Origin of the sequence: Burkholderia sp. 22PA0099 (genome assembly GCF_047497165.1) — a bacterium.
Lineage (GTDB): Bacteria > Pseudomonadota > Gammaproteobacteria > Burkholderiales > Burkholderiaceae > Burkholderia.
The window spans coordinates 2111251-2127222 of sequence record NZ_CP163165.1; the positions used below are offsets into that span (position 1 = coordinate 2111251).

The 15972-nt window shown below is 66.0% G+C and carries 17 protein-coding genes; 16 read left to right on the plus strand and 1 reads right to left on the minus strand.

Annotated elements, in window-relative coordinates; genetic code table 11:
- Positions 1–5: 5 nt before the first annotated feature.
- Complete coding sequence (locus AB4851_RS25045; RefSeq protein WP_414451860.1) at positions 6–548, minus strand: Spy/CpxP family protein refolding chaperone; 543 nt, start codon at positions 546–548, stop codon at positions 6–8.
- 263 nt (positions 549–811) lie between these two features.
- On the opposite strand from AB4851_RS25045, the gene AB4851_RS25050 reads away from it, so the two are divergent.
- From AB4851_RS25050 to AB4851_RS25125, 16 genes are all read left to right on the plus strand, one after another.
- Positions 812–1276 (plus strand): Lrp/AsnC family transcriptional regulator, encoded by a 465-nt coding sequence (locus AB4851_RS25050; RefSeq protein WP_414445357.1) that lies wholly within the window; start codon positions 812–814, stop codon positions 1274–1276.
- A 95-nt stretch (positions 1277–1371) separates the two neighbouring features.
- Entirely contained in the window at positions 1372–2463 is a 1092-nt protein-coding gene (locus tag AB4851_RS25055) for a hypothetical protein (RefSeq protein ID WP_414451940.1), read from the plus strand.
- 135 nt (positions 2464–2598) lie between these two features.
- Positions 2599–2787 carry a Flp family type IVb pilin gene (locus AB4851_RS25060; RefSeq protein ID WP_414451861.1) on the plus strand — a complete coding sequence of 63 codons (189 nt, stop codon included), beginning with the start codon at positions 2599–2601 and terminating at the stop codon, positions 2785–2787.
- A gap of 583 nt (positions 2788–3370) precedes the next feature.
- Entirely contained in the window at positions 3371–3559 is a 189-nt protein-coding gene (locus AB4851_RS25065) for a Flp family type IVb pilin (protein ID WP_414451862.1), read from the plus strand.
- A 69-nt stretch (positions 3560–3628) separates the two neighbouring features.
- Positions 3629–4138: a prepilin peptidase gene (locus AB4851_RS25070; protein WP_414451863.1), complete on the plus strand. Its 510-nt coding sequence runs from the start codon at positions 3629–3631 to the stop codon at positions 4136–4138.
- Between the two features lie 12 nt (positions 4139–4150).
- On the plus strand, positions 4151–5095 hold the full coding sequence (gene cpaB, locus AB4851_RS25075; RefSeq protein WP_414451864.1) for a Flp pilus assembly protein CpaB: 945 nt from the start codon (positions 4151–4153) through the stop codon (positions 5093–5095).
- A gap of 71 nt (positions 5096–5166) precedes the next feature.
- On the plus strand, positions 5167–6648 hold the full coding sequence (locus tag AB4851_RS25080) for a type II and III secretion system protein family protein (RefSeq protein WP_414449227.1): 1482 nt from the start codon (positions 5167–5169) through the stop codon (positions 6646–6648).
- A 23-nt stretch (positions 6649–6671) separates the two neighbouring features.
- Positions 6672–7097, plus strand: a complete 426-nt coding sequence (locus AB4851_RS25085) for a CpaD family pilus assembly lipoprotein (RefSeq protein ID WP_414449228.1) — start codon at positions 6672–6674, stop codon at positions 7095–7097.
- The gene (locus tag AB4851_RS25090; protein ID WP_414449229.1) at positions 7094–8320 is read left to right on the plus strand and encodes an AAA family ATPase; all 1227 of its coding nucleotides are present in this window, start codon (positions 7094–7096) and stop codon (positions 8318–8320) included. The genes AB4851_RS25085 and AB4851_RS25090 overlap by 4 nt, the downstream gene beginning before the upstream one ends.
- On the plus strand, positions 8305–9753 hold the full coding sequence (locus tag AB4851_RS25095; protein ID WP_414449230.1) for a CpaF family protein: 1449 nt from the start codon (positions 8305–8307) through the stop codon (positions 9751–9753). The genes AB4851_RS25090 and AB4851_RS25095 overlap by 16 nt, the downstream gene beginning before the upstream one ends.
- A 1-nt stretch (position 9754) precedes the next feature.
- On the plus strand, positions 9755–10735 hold the full coding sequence (locus AB4851_RS25100; protein ID WP_414449231.1) for a type II secretion system F family protein: 981 nt from the start codon (positions 9755–9757) through the stop codon (positions 10733–10735).
- Positions 10732–11694 (plus strand): type II secretion system F family protein, encoded by a 963-nt coding sequence (locus AB4851_RS25105; protein ID WP_414449232.1) that lies wholly within the window; start codon positions 10732–10734, stop codon positions 11692–11694. Before AB4851_RS25100 ends, AB4851_RS25105 begins: the two co-directional genes overlap by 4 nt.
- Positions 11691–12614 (plus strand): tetratricopeptide repeat protein, encoded by a 924-nt coding sequence (locus AB4851_RS25110; RefSeq protein ID WP_414449233.1) that lies wholly within the window; start codon positions 11691–11693, stop codon positions 12612–12614. Before AB4851_RS25105 ends, AB4851_RS25110 begins: the two co-directional genes overlap by 4 nt.
- Positions 12611–13108, plus strand: coding sequence for a TadE/TadG family type IV pilus assembly protein (locus AB4851_RS25115; RefSeq protein WP_414449234.1), 498 nt, complete (start codon positions 12611–12613; stop codon positions 13106–13108). The genes AB4851_RS25110 and AB4851_RS25115 overlap by 4 nt, the downstream gene beginning before the upstream one ends.
- Positions 13105–13848: a hypothetical protein gene (locus AB4851_RS25120; protein ID WP_414449235.1), complete on the plus strand. Its 744-nt coding sequence runs from the start codon at positions 13105–13107 to the stop codon at positions 13846–13848. The genes AB4851_RS25115 and AB4851_RS25120 overlap by 4 nt, the downstream gene beginning before the upstream one ends.
- Positions 13848–15710, plus strand: coding sequence for a VWA domain-containing protein (locus AB4851_RS25125; protein WP_414449236.1), 1863 nt, complete (start codon positions 13848–13850; stop codon positions 15708–15710). Before AB4851_RS25120 ends, AB4851_RS25125 begins: the two co-directional genes overlap by 1 nt.
- Positions 15711–15972 lie beyond the last annotated feature (262 nt).

The following is a 15972-nucleotide window of genomic DNA, read 5'->3' on the forward strand; positions in this document are numbered from 1 at the left end:
GGCGCTTATTGCGCGGCCGGTGCGCTGGCGGCGTCCGCTGCCGGCGCGGCGGCCGGCTTCTTGGCGGCCTTGTGCGGTGCGTGCTTCGCGTCGCGCGGGCCGTTATGGTGCCAGCGTTCGGCGAACGTCTTGTCGGCGATGGCCTTCTGCGCCGGCGACAGCGCTTCATACAGCGGGCCGAACGAATCGACCAGCTTCTTCGCGCCGTCGGCGTTGGCCTGGGCGATGTCGGCGTATTGCTTGACGTCGTCGAGCGCCGTGGCCGAGCCCTTCGCATCCACGCGCTGGGCGTACAGGTTGCCCATCGTTTCGCCGTTGTCACGCATCGTGTCGGCGAACGGCTTCCATTGCGCTTCCTGTTCCGAGGTGATCTTCAACTGCTTGTGCAGGAAGTTGATCCGTTCTTCGACGCGGGCTTCGTGACGCGCGGCATGCGTGGCCGCAGCCGACGACGGCGTGGCAGCGGCCGAGGCGGGCGTTTGAGCATGAGCGGCAATCGAACCGCCGAGCGCGAACAGGGCGGCGAGAGTCAGCGAGATCTTTTTCATTTGAACTCCGGTGTGGTCGTCATTCGATTTCCGGTGCGTTCGCCATCGGGTGTAGCAAGCCGCGAGCCGGAAGGTGCGCTATTAGTAGCATGCGAACGTGCAAATGTGCAGCGAAGCGACATCTGCTTACAACCGAAACGAATCGCAAACGCTCGGCCCCGGCGCGGCGGTGCCGGCACGGCCAGGCCCGCCGGGTCGGCGATGCGGCTTGGGGGGCTCGGGCATCGGCGCTATCATCGCGTCACCTTGTCACGGATACCGCCATGCGCCCACCCCGCCTCGACCAGCTCGACGAACTCGACCGCAGCCTCGTGACGATGCTGCAGGCGAACGCGCGCGCCAGCGTGGCCGAGCTGGCGCGGCAGCTCGGCGTGGCGCGCACCACGGTGATCGCGCGCATCGAGCGGCTCGAGCGCACGCAGGTGATCGCCGGCTACGGCGCCCGGCTCGGGCAGGACGTGCTCGATGCCAGCCTGGTCGCCTATGTCGGCATCATCCTCGCGCCGAAATTCGGCCAGGACGTGCTGAAGCGGCTCGATCGCATGCCCGAGGTGCAACTGCTGTGCGCCGTGAGCGGGGAGTTCGATTACGTCGCCTGGCTGCGCGCCGATTCGCCGGGCCGGCTCAACGACCTGCTCGACGAGATCGGTGCGCTCGACGGCGTCGAACGCACCACCACCTCGATCATCCTCGCGCGCAAGATCGATCGCGGCACGATCGGCGTCTAGCTTGCCGCACACGGCCCGGACCGGCCGACACAACGGCGACACAGCGGCGACACAACGGCCGACACAACACCAACGACACCGGAGAGACCATGAAGATGAAACCCAGCCAGGCATTTTCCCGCCCCGAACGATGGTTGCGGCTCGCGTCGTGGGCCGTGGCGATCGTGTTCGCGCTGTTCCTGAACATGCTCGGCAGCCTGGTGATTCGCGACATGATGTTCGCGCCGGCCGGCGGCCCGCCGAGCGTCGAGCAGTTCGCCGACACCGCGCGCGACGCCGCCTTGCGCGACGAGCGGCGCGCGCTCGACGGCGAACGCGAGAGCCTGTCGACCAAACAGGACGCCGCCGGCGTGGCCGTCACGCGCGCCCGGCGCGACTACGACAGCGCCAAGGAGGCGTTCCGCAACTGGGTCGCCACGCGCAGCGCGACCGGCGACAGCAGCCGCAACCCCGAGGTGCTGGCGCGCACGCAGCAACTGGACCGGCTGCAGGCCGCGCTGGCCGGTTTGCAGAAGCAGCAGGACGCGCTGTCGGACCAGGCGCAGGCGCTGGCCCAGCGAGCCCAGGCGCTCGATCGGCGCGCCTCGCAGGCCCGCGAGGCGGCCGACGCGCGTTACGAAAGCGCCGAGCGCCGCTATGCGCTCGAGGTGTTCGGCTGGCGCCTGGCGTTCACGCTGCCGGTGCTGCTGATCGCGCTCTGGCTGCTCGTGCGTTACCGGCGTGCGCGCTACTGGCCGTTCGTCTATGGCTTCGGGCTGTTCGCGCTGTCGGCGTTCTTCGTCGAGCTGGTGCCGTATCTGCCGGATTTCGGCGGCTATGTGCGGGTAGTGGTCGGCATCGCGCTGACCGTGTTCGCCGGCATCTACATGCTGCGGGCGTTCCAGCGCTACGTGGAGCGCAAGCGCGACGAGATGCAGCGCAGCCAGGACGAGCGGGCGCAGTCGATCGGCTATGAAAAGGCCATTGCTTCGTTCCAGAAGAAAACCTGTCCGTCCTGCGACAAGCCGTGGAGCCTCGGCGGCGAGCAGTCGACGTTCTGCATTCATTGCGGGCTGCGTTTGTTTCAGGTGTGTGGATGCGGGACGCGCAATTTCGCGTTTTTTCCGTTTTGCAGCGGGTGCGGGACGGGGGTGCAGGGGGAGGACCCGGCAGCCGCGCCGGCCGTGGCACCCGCCGCGCCGCGTTGAGGTTGCATACGGCATCCTAAATAATTACGATTCGCTGCCGTTATCAGCGGATGGGTAGTGTTGTGTGGCCGGATCGGTGAATGCGTTCCGGCCATCGTTCTTATGGCCTCGTTGGGGCTTTTCGATGGGTAGGCAATGAAAAAGCTTCTGAAGCATTTCGCGCGTGACGAACGGGGTGTCAGCGCCATGGAATACGCCATCCTGGCGTCGATCGTGGTGCTGTCGCTCGGCGGCATCGCGCTGGCCTACCGGACGACGATCACCGGCCTGTTCTCGACGCTGTATTCGCAAGCGAGCACCGCGCAGAGCGCGAACGGCAGCTGAGGCGCGCGCTGAAGCCTGACGGCGAGCACCCGGTACCGATCGGCTGAGCGCCTCGCCGTTTTCCGCGTCTGGCGCGTATTTTGGCAAGGTGCGCGGCAATCTGCCGCATATCCCGCAAACGTTGTCATCGTCAATTCCGGCTTGCCTTGGTAGCCGAGATCAGATTTTTCCTAAAGAATGCCGGCCGGCTGCCGATATCAGCGCCATGAGGTGAAGCGATCGGCACGTTGACGGCCGAGGTTTTTGGACGTCCTGGATGTGAAAGCCAGATGTCGGAAAACAAAATGTATGGCTCGACTGTGGCGAATATTGCAAAAAGCGTCTCGTCACCGTGCGGCGTAACACTGTGTAGTAGAGATTTAACAGTGTTTCACATACATTTACGCCAACTCGCTAATCTCAAAATTTATACTTTGTCCCACGAGGAAGCTCAGGCAAGAGGAGCGAATTCTCGGGGGCCCCGCAGGCTCGAGACGGCTGAGATCACCGTCTCGACAGGCGATCGTTGGTGGCGTCGTTGGGTCTTTCCGGTTGGTTTGGCTAGTGTTTGATTAACGTTTAATTCTGGATTTTCGGGGTAATTATGAAGAAATTTCTCAAGGCTTTTGCTCGCGACGAGCGTGGCGTCAGCGCAATGGAATACGCAGTGCTGGCAGGCATCGTGATCCTGGCACTCGGCGCAATGGCCGCCACCTACAAGGGCAACATCTCGACGATGTTCACCAACCTGTTCTCGCAAGTGTCGTCCGCACAAACCAAGGCGGGTAGCTAAAGCCTCTGGAGGCGGAGATCGTGGGCGCCGCGCGCGATCTCCGTGTTTTGGCATTCCCTGGAAATTGTCGTGCTGATCCTGTCTTTGCTGATGAGGATGGTTGTCGCTTGTCTGCTGGCCTGGCTGGCGATGCGCGACCTGCGTGAACGCCGGTTGCCGACGCGCGCAGTGGCCGCAATCGCCGTGTTGTTTCCCATCGACGCGTTGCTGATCGGCATGCCCATCGCCGAGATGGCCATCCACCTCGCGGTCGGGGTTCTGATTCTGCTGGTCGGCATTGCCTTGTTTGCCGCCCGCATGCTCGGCGGCGGCGATGCGAAGCTCGCCGCCGCTATCTTTTTGTGGGCCGGCATGACGGAGTTCATGCCGGCGCTCACGCTGATTTCGGTGATCGGTACGGTCGTCGGAATCATCAGTTTCGCCACACGCCATCTGTCGCCGGATGCCGAGCAGCGCGGCTTGCGCCGCTGGCTCGCCCTGTTCTCCGGCGCTCGCGGCGTGCCCTACGGTGTCGCGCTCGCGTTGGGCGGCGGCACGGCCATCGTGTTGCCGGCCGCGCTGGCGCTGGCTGTGCGATAGAACGTATCAAACATGTCGAATCTCATCAAAATTCTCGGTTTGCTGGTCGGCGCGATCATCGTCGCCGTCATCGTGCGGATCGTGATCGTCTCCTCGCAGCACACCGACACCGCGGCGCCGACCACCTCGAAGGTGCGGGTCGCCACCGCGGATCTGCCGGTTGGCCTGCTGCTGCGCGACGAGGATCTCGGCTGGAAGACCATTGCCGTCGCCGACGTGCCGCCCAATGCAGTGGTGTCGGGCATGACCGGCGCACCGGATCTGAAGGGTGCCTTGCTGCGCCATCCGGTGAAATCCGGCGCGGTGCTGGTGACGACCGACGTGATGCTGGCCAACTCGCCGGGCTTTCTCGCGGCCACCCTCAAGCCCGGCATGCTCGCCGTGTCGGTGGCGGTCGACGATGTGTCCGGCAACGCCGGCCTGATTCAGCCGGGCGACTACGTCGATCTGCTGCTGACCCAGCAGTTGACGGCCCGCACCAACATGCCCGGCCAGTCGGTGGCGAGCGAGACTGTGGTGCAGCAGGTGCGCGTGCTTGCGGTCGGCTCGCAATTCATGCGCCCGAAGGACGATGCCGGCGCGAATACCGATGGCGGCATCCGCGTGGCGCGCACCGTCACGCTCGAGGTAACGCCGCGCATGAGCGAGGTGGTGTCCGTCGCCTCGCATCTGGGCAGCCTCTCGCTCGCGCTGCGCAGCTTCGCGACCGACAGCCGCGATCCGAATTCCGCGGCCGTCGATACGCCGCCGGCCTCGGCGGTCGCGCCGGTCTGGAGCGGTGACGTCTCGCGCGCGCTGCACGACCTGCAGCGGCCGTCCTCGCCGTCTTCGGCCGGCTATACGCCGCCGCGCGTGGTGATCTACCGCGGGTCGTCGCGCAGCGAAACGGGTGGGGCGGACGGCGCCGCTGGTGGCGGCGTGGGCGTCGCGCCGCCGCTGCCGGGCTTGCCGAACTGATGCGCGCCTCCGTCGAAAACAGGCTTCCGGGGGCATTGCGCCATGGGCTCACGCAGGAACACTCACTGATCATGAAATCGCGGTTCGGAAACCTTCAGCGCGGGCGCCTCGCACCCATCGCACTCGCATCGCTGGCCTTGCTGATGGCAGCGGCGCCGGCCCCCGCCAGCGCGCTCGACCTGCGCGATGGCCGGCCGGTCAACGCACCGGGCAAGCGCGCGGTGTTGCCCGGCATGCCCCAGATGCAGGGCAACGCCGCGTCCGGCGCGACACTCGACCTGACGACCGGCAAGGGCGCGATGCTGACCCTGACGCAGAACGCCGCCTCGGTGTTCGTGGCCGATCCGACCATCGCCGACGTGAACGTGCCGGTGCCGCGCGTGCTGTACGTGCTCGGCAAGAAAGCCGGCACCACCACGCTGTACGTGCTCGACGGCGCGAATCATCCGCTCGTGCAGCGCACGATCAAGGTCACGCCCGATCTCGACGCACTGCGCGGCATGCTCGGCGCGCGCTTCCCGAACGCGGACCTGAAGCTGAACGCCGGCCCCGGCTCGATGCAGGTGGACGGGCATGCCAAGGATTCGAGCGAGGCGGATGCGATGGTGCAGATGCTGCAGCCGTACCTCGCCGACAAGCAGAACCTCGTGAACCGGATCGTGATCGACAAGCCGCTGCAAGTGCAATTGCACGTGCGGATCGTCGAGGTGGATCGCAACGTTACCCGGCAGCTCGGCGTGAACTGGCAATCGCTGACCACCTTCGGCGGCAGCCATTTCTTCGGCGGCCTGTTCAACGGCGCCACCACGCTGTCGTCGCTGACCTCGACCGCCACCTCGACCACCGGCAACGCGTATTCGATCGCAGCCGGCTTCTCGTCGGGCGGCACCAGCATCGATGCGATCATCGGCGCGCTGACCGAGGAGGATCTGCTGACCACGCTGGCCGAGCCGAACCTCGTCGCGCTGTCGGGGCAGACGGCCAGCTTCCTGGCCGGCGGTGAATTCCCGATCCCGATCTCGCAGACCAACGGCGCGGTGACCATCGACTACAAGGATTTCGGCGTCAAGCTCGATTTCACGCCGACCGTGCTCAACGATCGCCGCATCAGCCTGAAGGTGCGCCCGGAAGTGAGTCAGCTCGATTCGACCGCCAGCATCTCGACCGGCACCATCAGCATTCCCGGCATCAGCATTCGTCGCGCCGATACCACGGTCGAGCTGGCCAGCGGCCAGAGCTTCGCGATCGCGGGCCTGTTGCAATCGAATTCGAGCAACTCGATCAGCCAGGTGCCGGGCCTCGGCTCGCTGCCGGTCATCGGCAAGCTGTTCTCGTCGAAGAGCTTCCAGGACAAGAAAACCGAGATCGTCATCATCGTGACGCCCTATCTCGCCAATCCGGTCGATCCGAAGCGCCTGCGTTCGCCGATCGATTCGCTGGTCCGGCGCACGAGCGACGTCGAATACGGCTTCGCGCGCAGCCGCGCGGCCACCCCCGCCGATGCCGGCGCGCCGCAGCCGCAGCTCACCGGCCCGGCCGGCTACGTTTACTGAGGAGGCGCCCCAGGATGTTTTTCGTGTCTCTTGATTCCCGCCTCGGCCTTGCGCTGACGGCTGCCGCGATCGCCGCCGCCTTGACGGGCTGTGTCGCCGATCCGACGCCCGGCATGGTCGACGCATCGACGATCCAGGTCGGCCCCGACGGCACGCCCTCGGTGGATTGCCGCTCGCTCGCGCAGCCGTCCGTGCTGACTTGGGGCGGTGAGCGGCGCCCGTCGATGCAATGGGGCTGCGCCACCTATTCGAATCTCGCCGCGCAGGTCGCGAATCCGCAGGACCTCGTGGCGCCCGCCACGCTCGGCCCCGCCGATGCCGCCGTGGCCGCGAGCGCGGTGCGCCGTTACGAAACGGATAACGTGAAGGCGCTGGGGGGCAGCTCGACCAGCTCATCGGGCTCGTCGGGTTCCTCTGGCAGCGGTGGCACCACCGGGAGTTCGAATTGAGCGCCGCCGATTCCGCGGCCTCGCGCACCCAGGCCAGCACCACGCGCGCCGCGCGCTTCATGGCCTTCGTCGGCGATCGCCAGACCGAGCAGACGCTGCGCAACTTCATCTTCGACGAGGCCCTGCCGCATACGCACGTGGGCCTCGGCGGGGTGAACGAGGCGATCGCCCATATCACCAAGGTGGGCCGTTCGCCGCGCCTGCTGCTGATCGACCTGCAAGGCTCGTCGATGCCGCTGTCGGATCTGGCGCGGCTTGCCGACGTGTGCGAGCCGTCGGTGCAGGTGGTCGCGCTCGGGGACAAGAACGACGTGGCGCTGTATCGCGGCCTGCTCGGCATCGGCGTGCGCGATTACCTCGTCAAGCCGCTGACCGAGGAACTGCTCAAGCGCACGCTCGACCTCAATGACGGCACCGTGCGCGCCGTGCCGCAAACGCGGCGCGGCAAGGCGATCTCGTTCGTCGGCGCGCGCGGTGGCGTGGGCACCACCACCGTGGCCGTCAATCTCGCGCGCCATCTGGCCGATTCCACGCACCGCCGGATCGCCTACGTGGACCTGAACGTTCATGGCGGCGCGGCCAGCTCGATGCTGGGCGTGCGCTCGAACAACGGCCTGTCGGAAGTACTGCAGAGTATCGAACGGATCGACGCGGCCTTCGTGGAACGCACCATGATCCCGATCGGCGCGCGCTTGTTCCTGCTGTCGTGCGAACTGCCTTACGGCGCGGCCTGGCCGTTCAAGGAAGGCGGCATCGAGCGCCTGATCGATCTGCTGACCGACGGTTTCCACTACGTGATCATCGATACCGGTGCTGGCGTGGGTCGCCTCACGACGGAAGCGTTCGACAATTCGGCGCGTGTTTACATGATCAGCGACCGCTCGGTGCATGGTGCGCACGAAACCGTGCGTCTGGCGCAATACGTCGAGAAGCGCGAGAACACGCCGGTCATCTCGTTCGTGCTGAACAATACGATTCCGCGCACCCAGGGCAACGTCGAGAAGGATGATTTCGTCGGCGCGGTCGGACGTTCGGTGCTGCTCGAGATCGGTTACGAGAACAAGATTCTCGCGATCGCCGAAAATGTCGGCGAGCCGCCGACCGGCCGCGCCGCGAACGGCTTCACCCAGTCGATCACCCAGATCGGCAACGATCTGGTGGGCCTCAAGGCGACCAACGAGGTGCGCGGCGGCGGCCGCAGCTTCAAATGGTGGAAGCGATGAAATCGTTCGGCAACAAGGCACGCCCTCCCGAGCCGGCTGTCGAAGCCGGCGTCGCGACGGCCGGCACGTCGGCCTCGGCGCAGCCGGCCGTCGCGGCGCCGGCCGCCGCGTCGGTGCCGGAGCCTTCATGGACCAGCACCGAGGCGCGCCGTGCCGCTGCGCCGTCGAGCGAGCCGATGGTGCGCTCGGATGTGTTCCGGGTGGTGCGCAACGGCGTGTTCGCCACGATGAACGCCTCGGCCGCGGTCGGCAAGACGCGCGACCAGATGCGCGGCACCGTCGAGCAGATGGTGGCGGTGGTGGCCGAGCGCGAGTACCTGAACGTCACGATGGCCGACCAGAACCTGATGGTCGAGGAACTGCTCAACGACATGTTCGGGCTGGGCCCGATCGAACCGTTGCTGGCCGACGAATCGGTGACCGACGTGCTGGTGAACGGCCCCGATCAGGTGTTCGTCGAACGGCGCGGCCGGCTCGAACTGACGCCCTACAAATTCCGCGACAACATGCACGTCGCCAACGTCGCGCAGCGGATTGCCGCCGGCGCGGGCCGGCGCGTGGACGAAAGCAGCCCGATGGTCGATGCGCGGCTGGCCGACGGCAGCCGGGTGAACGTGGTGCTGCCGCCGCTCGCGCTGAAGGGCGCGGCCATCTCGATTCGTAAATTCCCGAAGCGCAAGATCACGCTCGACATCATGGCCAAGCAGGCCAACCTGTCGGCCAACATGGCGAAGCTGCTCAAGCTGGCCGGCCGCTGCCGGCTGAACATCATCGTGGCGGGCGGTACCGGTTCGGGCAAGACCACCTTGCTGAACGCGCTGTCGCACTACATCGGCGACGGCGAGCGGATCGTCACGATCGAGGACGCGGCCGAACTGCAGCTCCAGCAGCCGCACGTGGTCAGCCTCGAAACGCGGCCGGAGAACACCGAAGGCCTGGGCGGCGTGAATCAGCGCGACCTGGTGCGCAACTCGCTGCGGATGCGTCCGGACCGGATCATCCTCGGCGAGACGCGCGGCCCCGAGGCCTTCGACGTGTTGCAGGCCATGAACACGGGCCACGACGGCTCGATGACCACCATCCACGCGAACACGCCGCGCGACGCGATCACGCGGCTGGAAAGCATGGTGATGATGGCCAATGGCAATCTGCCGCTGATGTCGATCCGCCGCCAGATCGCGAGCGCCGTGCACATGTTCGTGCAGATCGAACGGATGCGCGACGGCGTGCGCCGCATCACGCGCATCACCGAGCTGGTGGGCATGGAAGGCGAGGTGATCATCACCCAGGATTTGTTCGCGTTCCGCTACGACGCGACGTCGTTCGGCGACGAGGTGAAGGGCAATTTCGAGCGTCAGCCGATTCGTCCGGCGTTCTACGAACGCGCGACCTACTACGGCTTGCAGGACGCGGTGATGGAGGCGATGAGCTGAGATGGTCAACCCGAACCTGATCGCGACCGCGGCGTTCGTCTGCATCGTCATCGTCGGCCTGATGGCGATGATCGGCGCGAACCTGTACCGGCAGCGTGCGTCGGCGCGCATCGCGCAGCGCATGCAGAGCGCGTTCGGGAAGACCGTGGCGCTGACCGCCACCGAATCGTTGACGGTCGATGTCTCGCTGTTCAACAAGCAGCCGGGCTCGGAGACGGCGATCGGCATGTGGTTCGCGGCGCGGCTTTCGCGGCTCGACACGGTGGCCGGCGCGGGCGGCAAGAAATTCGTGATCATCGTCACGATCGTGGCCACCGTGGGGGCCTTGATCGCCTGCGTGATCGCGCCGATCCCGGGCTGGACGCTGCCGCTCATCATGATCGGCGCGCCGCTCGGCGGCACGCTGTGGGCTTACCGGTTCCTGGTCAAGCGCTTCGATGACCGCTTCCTCGGGGGCTTTTCCGAAGCGCTCGACATGATCGTGCGTGCGGTGCGCGCCGGGATCCCGGTCACCCAGGTGATCATCAACAGCGCCAACGAATGCCCCGCACCGATCGACCGTGAATTTCGCCTGATGGGCGATTCGCTGCAGGTCGGCCTGGATCTCGAGGAAGTGCTGGTGGCGGCCGGGCGCCGCATCCAGATTTCGGATTTCTCGTTCTTCTGCGTCTGCCTGCTCGTGCAGCGTGAAACCGGCGGCCAGCTCAGCGAAACGCTCGAGAACCTGTCGGGCATCATCCGCACGCGGCGCGAAATCCGCCAGAAGGCACGCGCGCTGACGGGCGAGGCGCGCATCACCACCAAGATCCTGACCGCGATTCCGATCGTGATCGTGGGCGGGCTCTACGCGATCAACCGGCCTTATGTCGAGGTGCTGTTCGAGACCGAGGCGGGTCACAAGCTGCTGACCTTCGCCGTGGTATCGATCACGCTCGGCCTGATCGTCGTGACCAAGATGTCGAAACTGGAGACCTCCCGATGACAGCCGGACTGATCGAACTGTTCACCGACCTGATGATGCTGGTCGGGCTGCTGCTGGTGGTCGCCGGCTGGTGGATGATCAAGTACGGCAGCCATCGCGGCAAGATTGCCGATCGCGTGCGCGACGCCGCGCAGATCCGCGCGGCGCGTACCACCGTCGAGGAGGAGGAATCCGAATCCGTGAGCCTGCTCGACCGGCTGACGAACTTCCTGGCCGTGCTCGGCGATCGCATCCCGTTCTTCGACGCCAAGCTGCGCGCGCAGATCGAGGCCGATCTGCTGAACGCGGGCTATCGCGGCGGAAACGGCACGGCGGTGATGCTCGGCGTGAAGTTCTCGTTCGGCCTGCTGATGGCGGCGATCGTAGTGGTGTCGGGCGCCAGCGTGCCCGGGGTCGGCCAGTTTCCCGCATTCCGGGGCCTGGCGATGCTCGGCGCGTTCATTGTCGGCATGATCGTGCCGGAATACGCGCTGCGCTTTCGCGCCCATTCGCGGCGCCGCTGGATCTCGGCCTGCCTGCCCGATGCGCTCGACCTGATGGTGATCTGTACCAATGCCGGTAACAGCCTGCTCGTCAGCATGCAGCGCGTGTCGGACGAACTGACCACGATCTGCCCGCCGCTGTCGGCCGAATTCGCGCTGACGGCCGACGAGCTGCGCATTTCGGGCGACACCGAGCGCGCGCTGCAGAATCTCGGGCGCCGCATCAACCTGCCCTCGGTGCGGGCACTGACCTCCACGCTGACGCAGTCGATGCGCTATGGCACGCCGATCACGCAATCGCTGAAGACGCTGTCGCGTTCGGAGCGGCTCGCCTTCATCATGGCGCTCGAGGAAAAGGCCGCCAAGCTTGCGCCGAAGATGGTGGTGCCCATGATGCTTTTCATTCTTCCGGCCATCTGCGCGATCGCGGCGGGGCCGGCCGTCATTCAGCTCAAAGATTTCTTCGCCCATCAATGAACGCCTTTTCGCCTCGTTCCGTTACCGTGCTGGCGGCTGCGCTGGCGTTCATCGCGCTCTCGGGTTGCGCGTCCCACGGCATCGCCTACAAGCCGGTGGAAACGCCGAGCTTCGATACACGCAAGCTGAATGACCCGGCCAGCGAGGAGCGCGTCGCGCGCACGGCGTTGCAGTCGGGCGACGTGCAACTGGCCACCAACGTCTATACCCGGATGCTCGCGAAGGATCCGCAATCGGTGACGGGCCTGACGGGCCTGGGCGATACGCTGTACGTGGCGGGCGACCTGACGCGCGCCGCTGTCTACTATGACAAGGCGCTCGCGGTCGACGCACGTTCGGTGCCGGCATTGAGCGGCAGGGCCCGCGTGAACCTGCGCCAGCGCCGGTTCGACGTGGCGATCGCGAGCTTCCGCCAGGTGCTCGTGCTCCAGCCGAACCAGCCGATGGCCCAGGCCGGGCTCGGCGCCGCGCTCGACCTGAGCGGCGATCATGCCGGCGCGCAGGCCGAACTGCGCGAGGCGCTGATCCACAACCCCGGCGATCCGTCGATCAGCATCAATCTCGGCATGTCGCTGATCATGGCCGGCCGGCCGCGCGAGGCGGTCGACGTGCTGACCGACGTGACGCGCTTCCCGGCCGCGCCGCCGCAGGCTTTCCACGATCTCGCGCTGGCCTACGGGATGCTCGGCAACAGCGAGGCGGCCTCGGAGCTGCTGTCGCGTGACTTGCCCGCCCAGGATGTCAGCAACGATCTGCGCTTCTACGCCTACCAGCGCGAGCGCCGGCAACTGGCCGCCGCGGCCGTGCCGACGCTGCCGGCCGATCAGGCCGGCAATGTCACGCCGCTCGGCAATTGGGGCGCGCAGGGCCGGCTGACCGAATCTCACGGCCAGGCGGCCGGCAGCGGGGCGCTGCAATGAAGCGCCTTGCCGATGCCATCGGGGGCTGCCGTCTGCTGCTCGGCGCACGACGCTTTGGACGGGCGGAAGGCGGCGTGTCCACGCTCGAATTCGCGCTGTTCGCGCCGGCCATGTTCATCCTGATGCTCGGCATCATCGAGCTCGGCCTCAACCTGATGGTGGATGCCTCGGTGCAATACGCGGCGCAGCAGGCATCGCGCGCGGGCATCACCACCGTCGCGCCGGCCAGCGGCACGCGCGAGCAGGCCGCCACCCAGCTCGTCACGACCATCCTGAAGCCGTGGACCAACATCGGCGGCAAGCTGACCATCTCGATCGTGGATTACGGCACGTTCGGAAACGCCACCCCCGCGAGCGGCGCCGGCGGATTGGGCGACGTGGTGTCGTACCACATTTCGTTGAGCATGCCGAAGGGGTTCACGGGCTTGCTCGGCTTCTTCCACATGGCGCCCATCGTCTACAGCCGTTATTACCTGGTGCAGAACGAGAAATGACAGCGATTCGTTCCTCAACGCACGACGACCTGCGCGCGACTGCGCCCGGCCAGGGCACGCGCCGCGCGTCGCGCGGCTTCGTCAGCATCGAGGTGGCGATTCTCACGCCGCTGATCCTGTTCATCATGTTGGGCTTTACCGAGCTCTACCTGTACATGCGCGCGGTCAGTCTCGTCGAGCACACGGCCTACGTGCTGGCCGGGTCGCTCGGTCAGCGCAACCAGGTGTATTACTCGCAGACCACCAGCGATCCCGACAATCTCGGCTCGATCTGGAATGCGGCAAGCCTGCTGGCGACCCCGCTCAATTTCGGGGTGGCGAGCACCAATCGCGGCGGCCCGGGCGGCGTGATCGTCAGCGTGATTTGCGACAAGAGCGTGAGTTGCGCCGCTCCTGGCGCCACGCCATCGATGGCTGCCGGCACGCCGATGTTGACCGCCACCAACGTGCCCACCAAGACGAATACCAGCGTCGTGACGTGGCAGCAGGCGGCCGGCTATAACGACGGCACGATGCAGACTCACCTCAACCCGGCTTCGGCGAGCACGCTGCTGCCGGCCAACTGGCCTTACCGGGCTGGCGATTCGGCGATCGTGGTCGAGGTGTTCTACAAGTACACGCCGTTCCTCATGACCGCGTTCTTCTGGAAATCGGCACCGGGCCAGATCACGATCTACAAGAGCGTGACCGTCTATCCGCGGACCGGCAAGCCGCTGCCTCTCAAGTACTCGAGCTCCTGATGCGTACCGAACCTCGCACGACCGAAGCCGACGCGGCCTCGACCGATCTCGTCGGTACGCCCGGCGAGCGCCGCACCGCGCCGCGAGTGCGGCGCGGCCCGCAATCGCTGCGCGGCTTCTGGCGGCGCGACGAGGGTGCGTTCACGATGATGTTCGCGGTGCTCGGCGGGGTTCTGATCGGCACGATGTGCCTCGGCATCGATTCGATCCGCTTCACGATGAGCCAGACGCAGATGCAGATGGCGCTGGACGTGGCGGCGCTGTCCTCGGGCGCCGACCTCGCGCACTACTCGGACACGAACGGCAACAACTACACGCAGTGGCAGGCCGATGCGCTGGCCTACTACCAGGGCAACATGCCGAGCAGCTACCTCGGCATGACGCGCCAGCCGATCACGGCCACCGTGACCGGCGATCGTGCGTCCGGCCAGACCATCAATCTCTCGACTTCCGCGAAGCAGCCGTTGCTCGCGCCGTTCTTCCTCGATCCGACCGTCAGCAAGAACGCCGCGAGCGGCACGAACGGCGGCGGTGTGGGCGACCCGCGCACGTTCGCCACCGTCAGCGCCGCGAACTCGGTGATCCGCTTGCCGCAGACGCTGCTCGAACTGTCGCTGGTGCTCGACAACACCGGCTCGATGAGCCAGTCGGCGGATGGCACGTCCAACGGGTCGAGCAAGCTGCAAGGCCTGAAGGATGCGTCCAATACGTTGCTGAGCGCGCTGTACAACCAGTCGAACAGCAGCAACACGACCTATGTCGGCCTCGTGCCGTTCGCCAGCACGGTCAATCTGACGGGCGCGCTGTCGGGCAGCGGCTCGTGGATGAACCCGGTGTTCAGCTACAACAGCGCGAACGTGGGGATGACGAAAACCAAAAACGTGGCGGGTTGGGGCGGCTGCGCCGTCGAGCCGCGCGATGCGGGCAACAATTTGCAGGCGCTCGCCTATTCGCCCAGCGACGCGTTGAAGTTCACGCCGTACTACTACAACGTGCCGCCGGCCGGTCTCAACGTCGTGACGTTTGCCTACGGGTTTTGCTACAACACGAAATACGACACCAGCCAAACGCTCAACAACGTGCCCCTGACGTTGAGCACCAACGGTGCGCAAAACTGGTGCAAGAGCCCGCAGGGCACCGGCATCGGAACCGAATTCGACCAGATGAGCTCGGGCACGCAGACGGTCACTCAGAACTCGCAATGCATGGGGCAGCCGGTCACGTTCATGACCAACCAGCAGAACACCCTGACCACGGCAGTCAGCAACATGGTGGCGGGCGGTTCGACGATCATTCCGGAAGGTCTGCTCTGGGGCTGGCGCATGCTGTCGCCAGCCTGGTCGCAGAACACGGCAGGCGCGGCGAACGGCTGGATCTCGACCGATCCGTCGTTGCCCAAGCCCTTGACCACGCAGGGCCTGCAACGCGTGATGATCGTGCTGACCGACGGCGAAAACCAGATCGGCGCGGCCGGTTCGTTCCCGAACACGCTGTGGTTCAACGGCTTGTCCGGCGTCGGCACGAATTCGCTGAAGGCGACGAGCATCGGGCTCCCCAACGGGCAGACGGATTCCGCCGAACTGCATGGTGGCAATCCGGTGGACGCGTCGTCGGGCAACAACGCCGGGTATCCGGACGACGTCAATACGTTCCAGAATGCCGTCTGCAACGCGATCAAGGCCGATGGCGTGACCGTCTACGCGATCACCTTCGGCTCCGATGCGTCGAACTCGGTGGCGCAAACCGCCATGCGCAACTGCGCGTCGCCGGGCAACTACTACCACGCCCCGGACAACGCTTCGTTGAACACGATCTTCCAGCAGATCGCGGGCAACCTCGGCGAGCTGCGCCTGACGAAGTAAGCGTTCGCGGCATCGGGTTCGACCTGCAACGCCGGCCTTCGGGCCGGCGTTGCCGTTTTCGCAGCGCCATCCGCCGAATTCGTCGTCCCCTCACCAACGCCCAACCGGCGGCCGCGAGCGGCGCGCGCGGCACCTCCGGCAGACCTTCTCCCACCCATCCTTCAAATCGTCACCGCCAATCGTCGAAACGACGAAAATCCATGACGAAACGCATCACTCTTCGTCTATCAACTGTTTTTGCTCGTTCGTACACTCTCCTGCA

Bases quoted from the DNA above. Each gene is read 5' to 3' on its own strand.
- AB4851_RS25055 (WP_414451940.1), top strand. From the start codon at position 1,372: ATGAAACCCAGCCAGGCATTTTCCCGCCCCGAACGATGGTTGCGGCTC.
- AB4851_RS25105 (WP_414449232.1), top strand. From the start codon at position 10,732: ATGACAGCCGGACTGATCGAACTGTTCACCGACCTGATGATGCTGGTC.
- AB4851_RS25125 (WP_414449236.1), top strand. From the start codon at position 13,848: ATGCGTACCGAACCTCGCACGACCGAAGCCGACGCGGCCTCGACCGAT.
- AB4851_RS25110 (WP_414449233.1), top strand. From the start codon at position 11,691: ATGAACGCCTTTTCGCCTCGTTCCGTTACCGTGCTGGCGGCTGCGCTG.
- cpaB (WP_414451864.1), top strand. From the start codon at position 4,151: ATGTCGAATCTCATCAAAATTCTCGGTTTGCTGGTCGGCGCGATCATC.
- AB4851_RS25045 (WP_414451860.1), bottom strand. From the start codon at position 548: ATGAAAAAGATCTCGCTGACTCTCGCCGCCCTGTTCGCGCTCGGCGGT.
- AB4851_RS25100 (WP_414449231.1), top strand. From the start codon at position 9,755: ATGGTCAACCCGAACCTGATCGCGACCGCGGCGTTCGTCTGCATCGTC.
- AB4851_RS25050 (WP_414445357.1), top strand. From the start codon at position 812: ATGCGCCCACCCCGCCTCGACCAGCTCGACGAACTCGACCGCAGCCTC.
- AB4851_RS25120 (WP_414449235.1), top strand. From the start codon at position 13,105: ATGACAGCGATTCGTTCCTCAACGCACGACGACCTGCGCGCGACTGCG.
- AB4851_RS25095 (WP_414449230.1), top strand. From the start codon at position 8,305: ATGGTGGAAGCGATGAAATCGTTCGGCAACAAGGCACGCCCTCCCGAG.
- AB4851_RS25065 (WP_414451862.1), top strand. From the start codon at position 3,371: ATGAAGAAATTTCTCAAGGCTTTTGCTCGCGACGAGCGTGGCGTCAGC.
- AB4851_RS25115 (WP_414449234.1), top strand. From the start codon at position 12,611: ATGAAGCGCCTTGCCGATGCCATCGGGGGCTGCCGTCTGCTGCTCGGC.
- AB4851_RS25080 (WP_414449227.1), top strand. From the start codon at position 5,167: ATGAAATCGCGGTTCGGAAACCTTCAGCGCGGGCGCCTCGCACCCATC.
- AB4851_RS25060 (WP_414451861.1), top strand. From the start codon at position 2,599: ATGAAAAAGCTTCTGAAGCATTTCGCGCGTGACGAACGGGGTGTCAGC.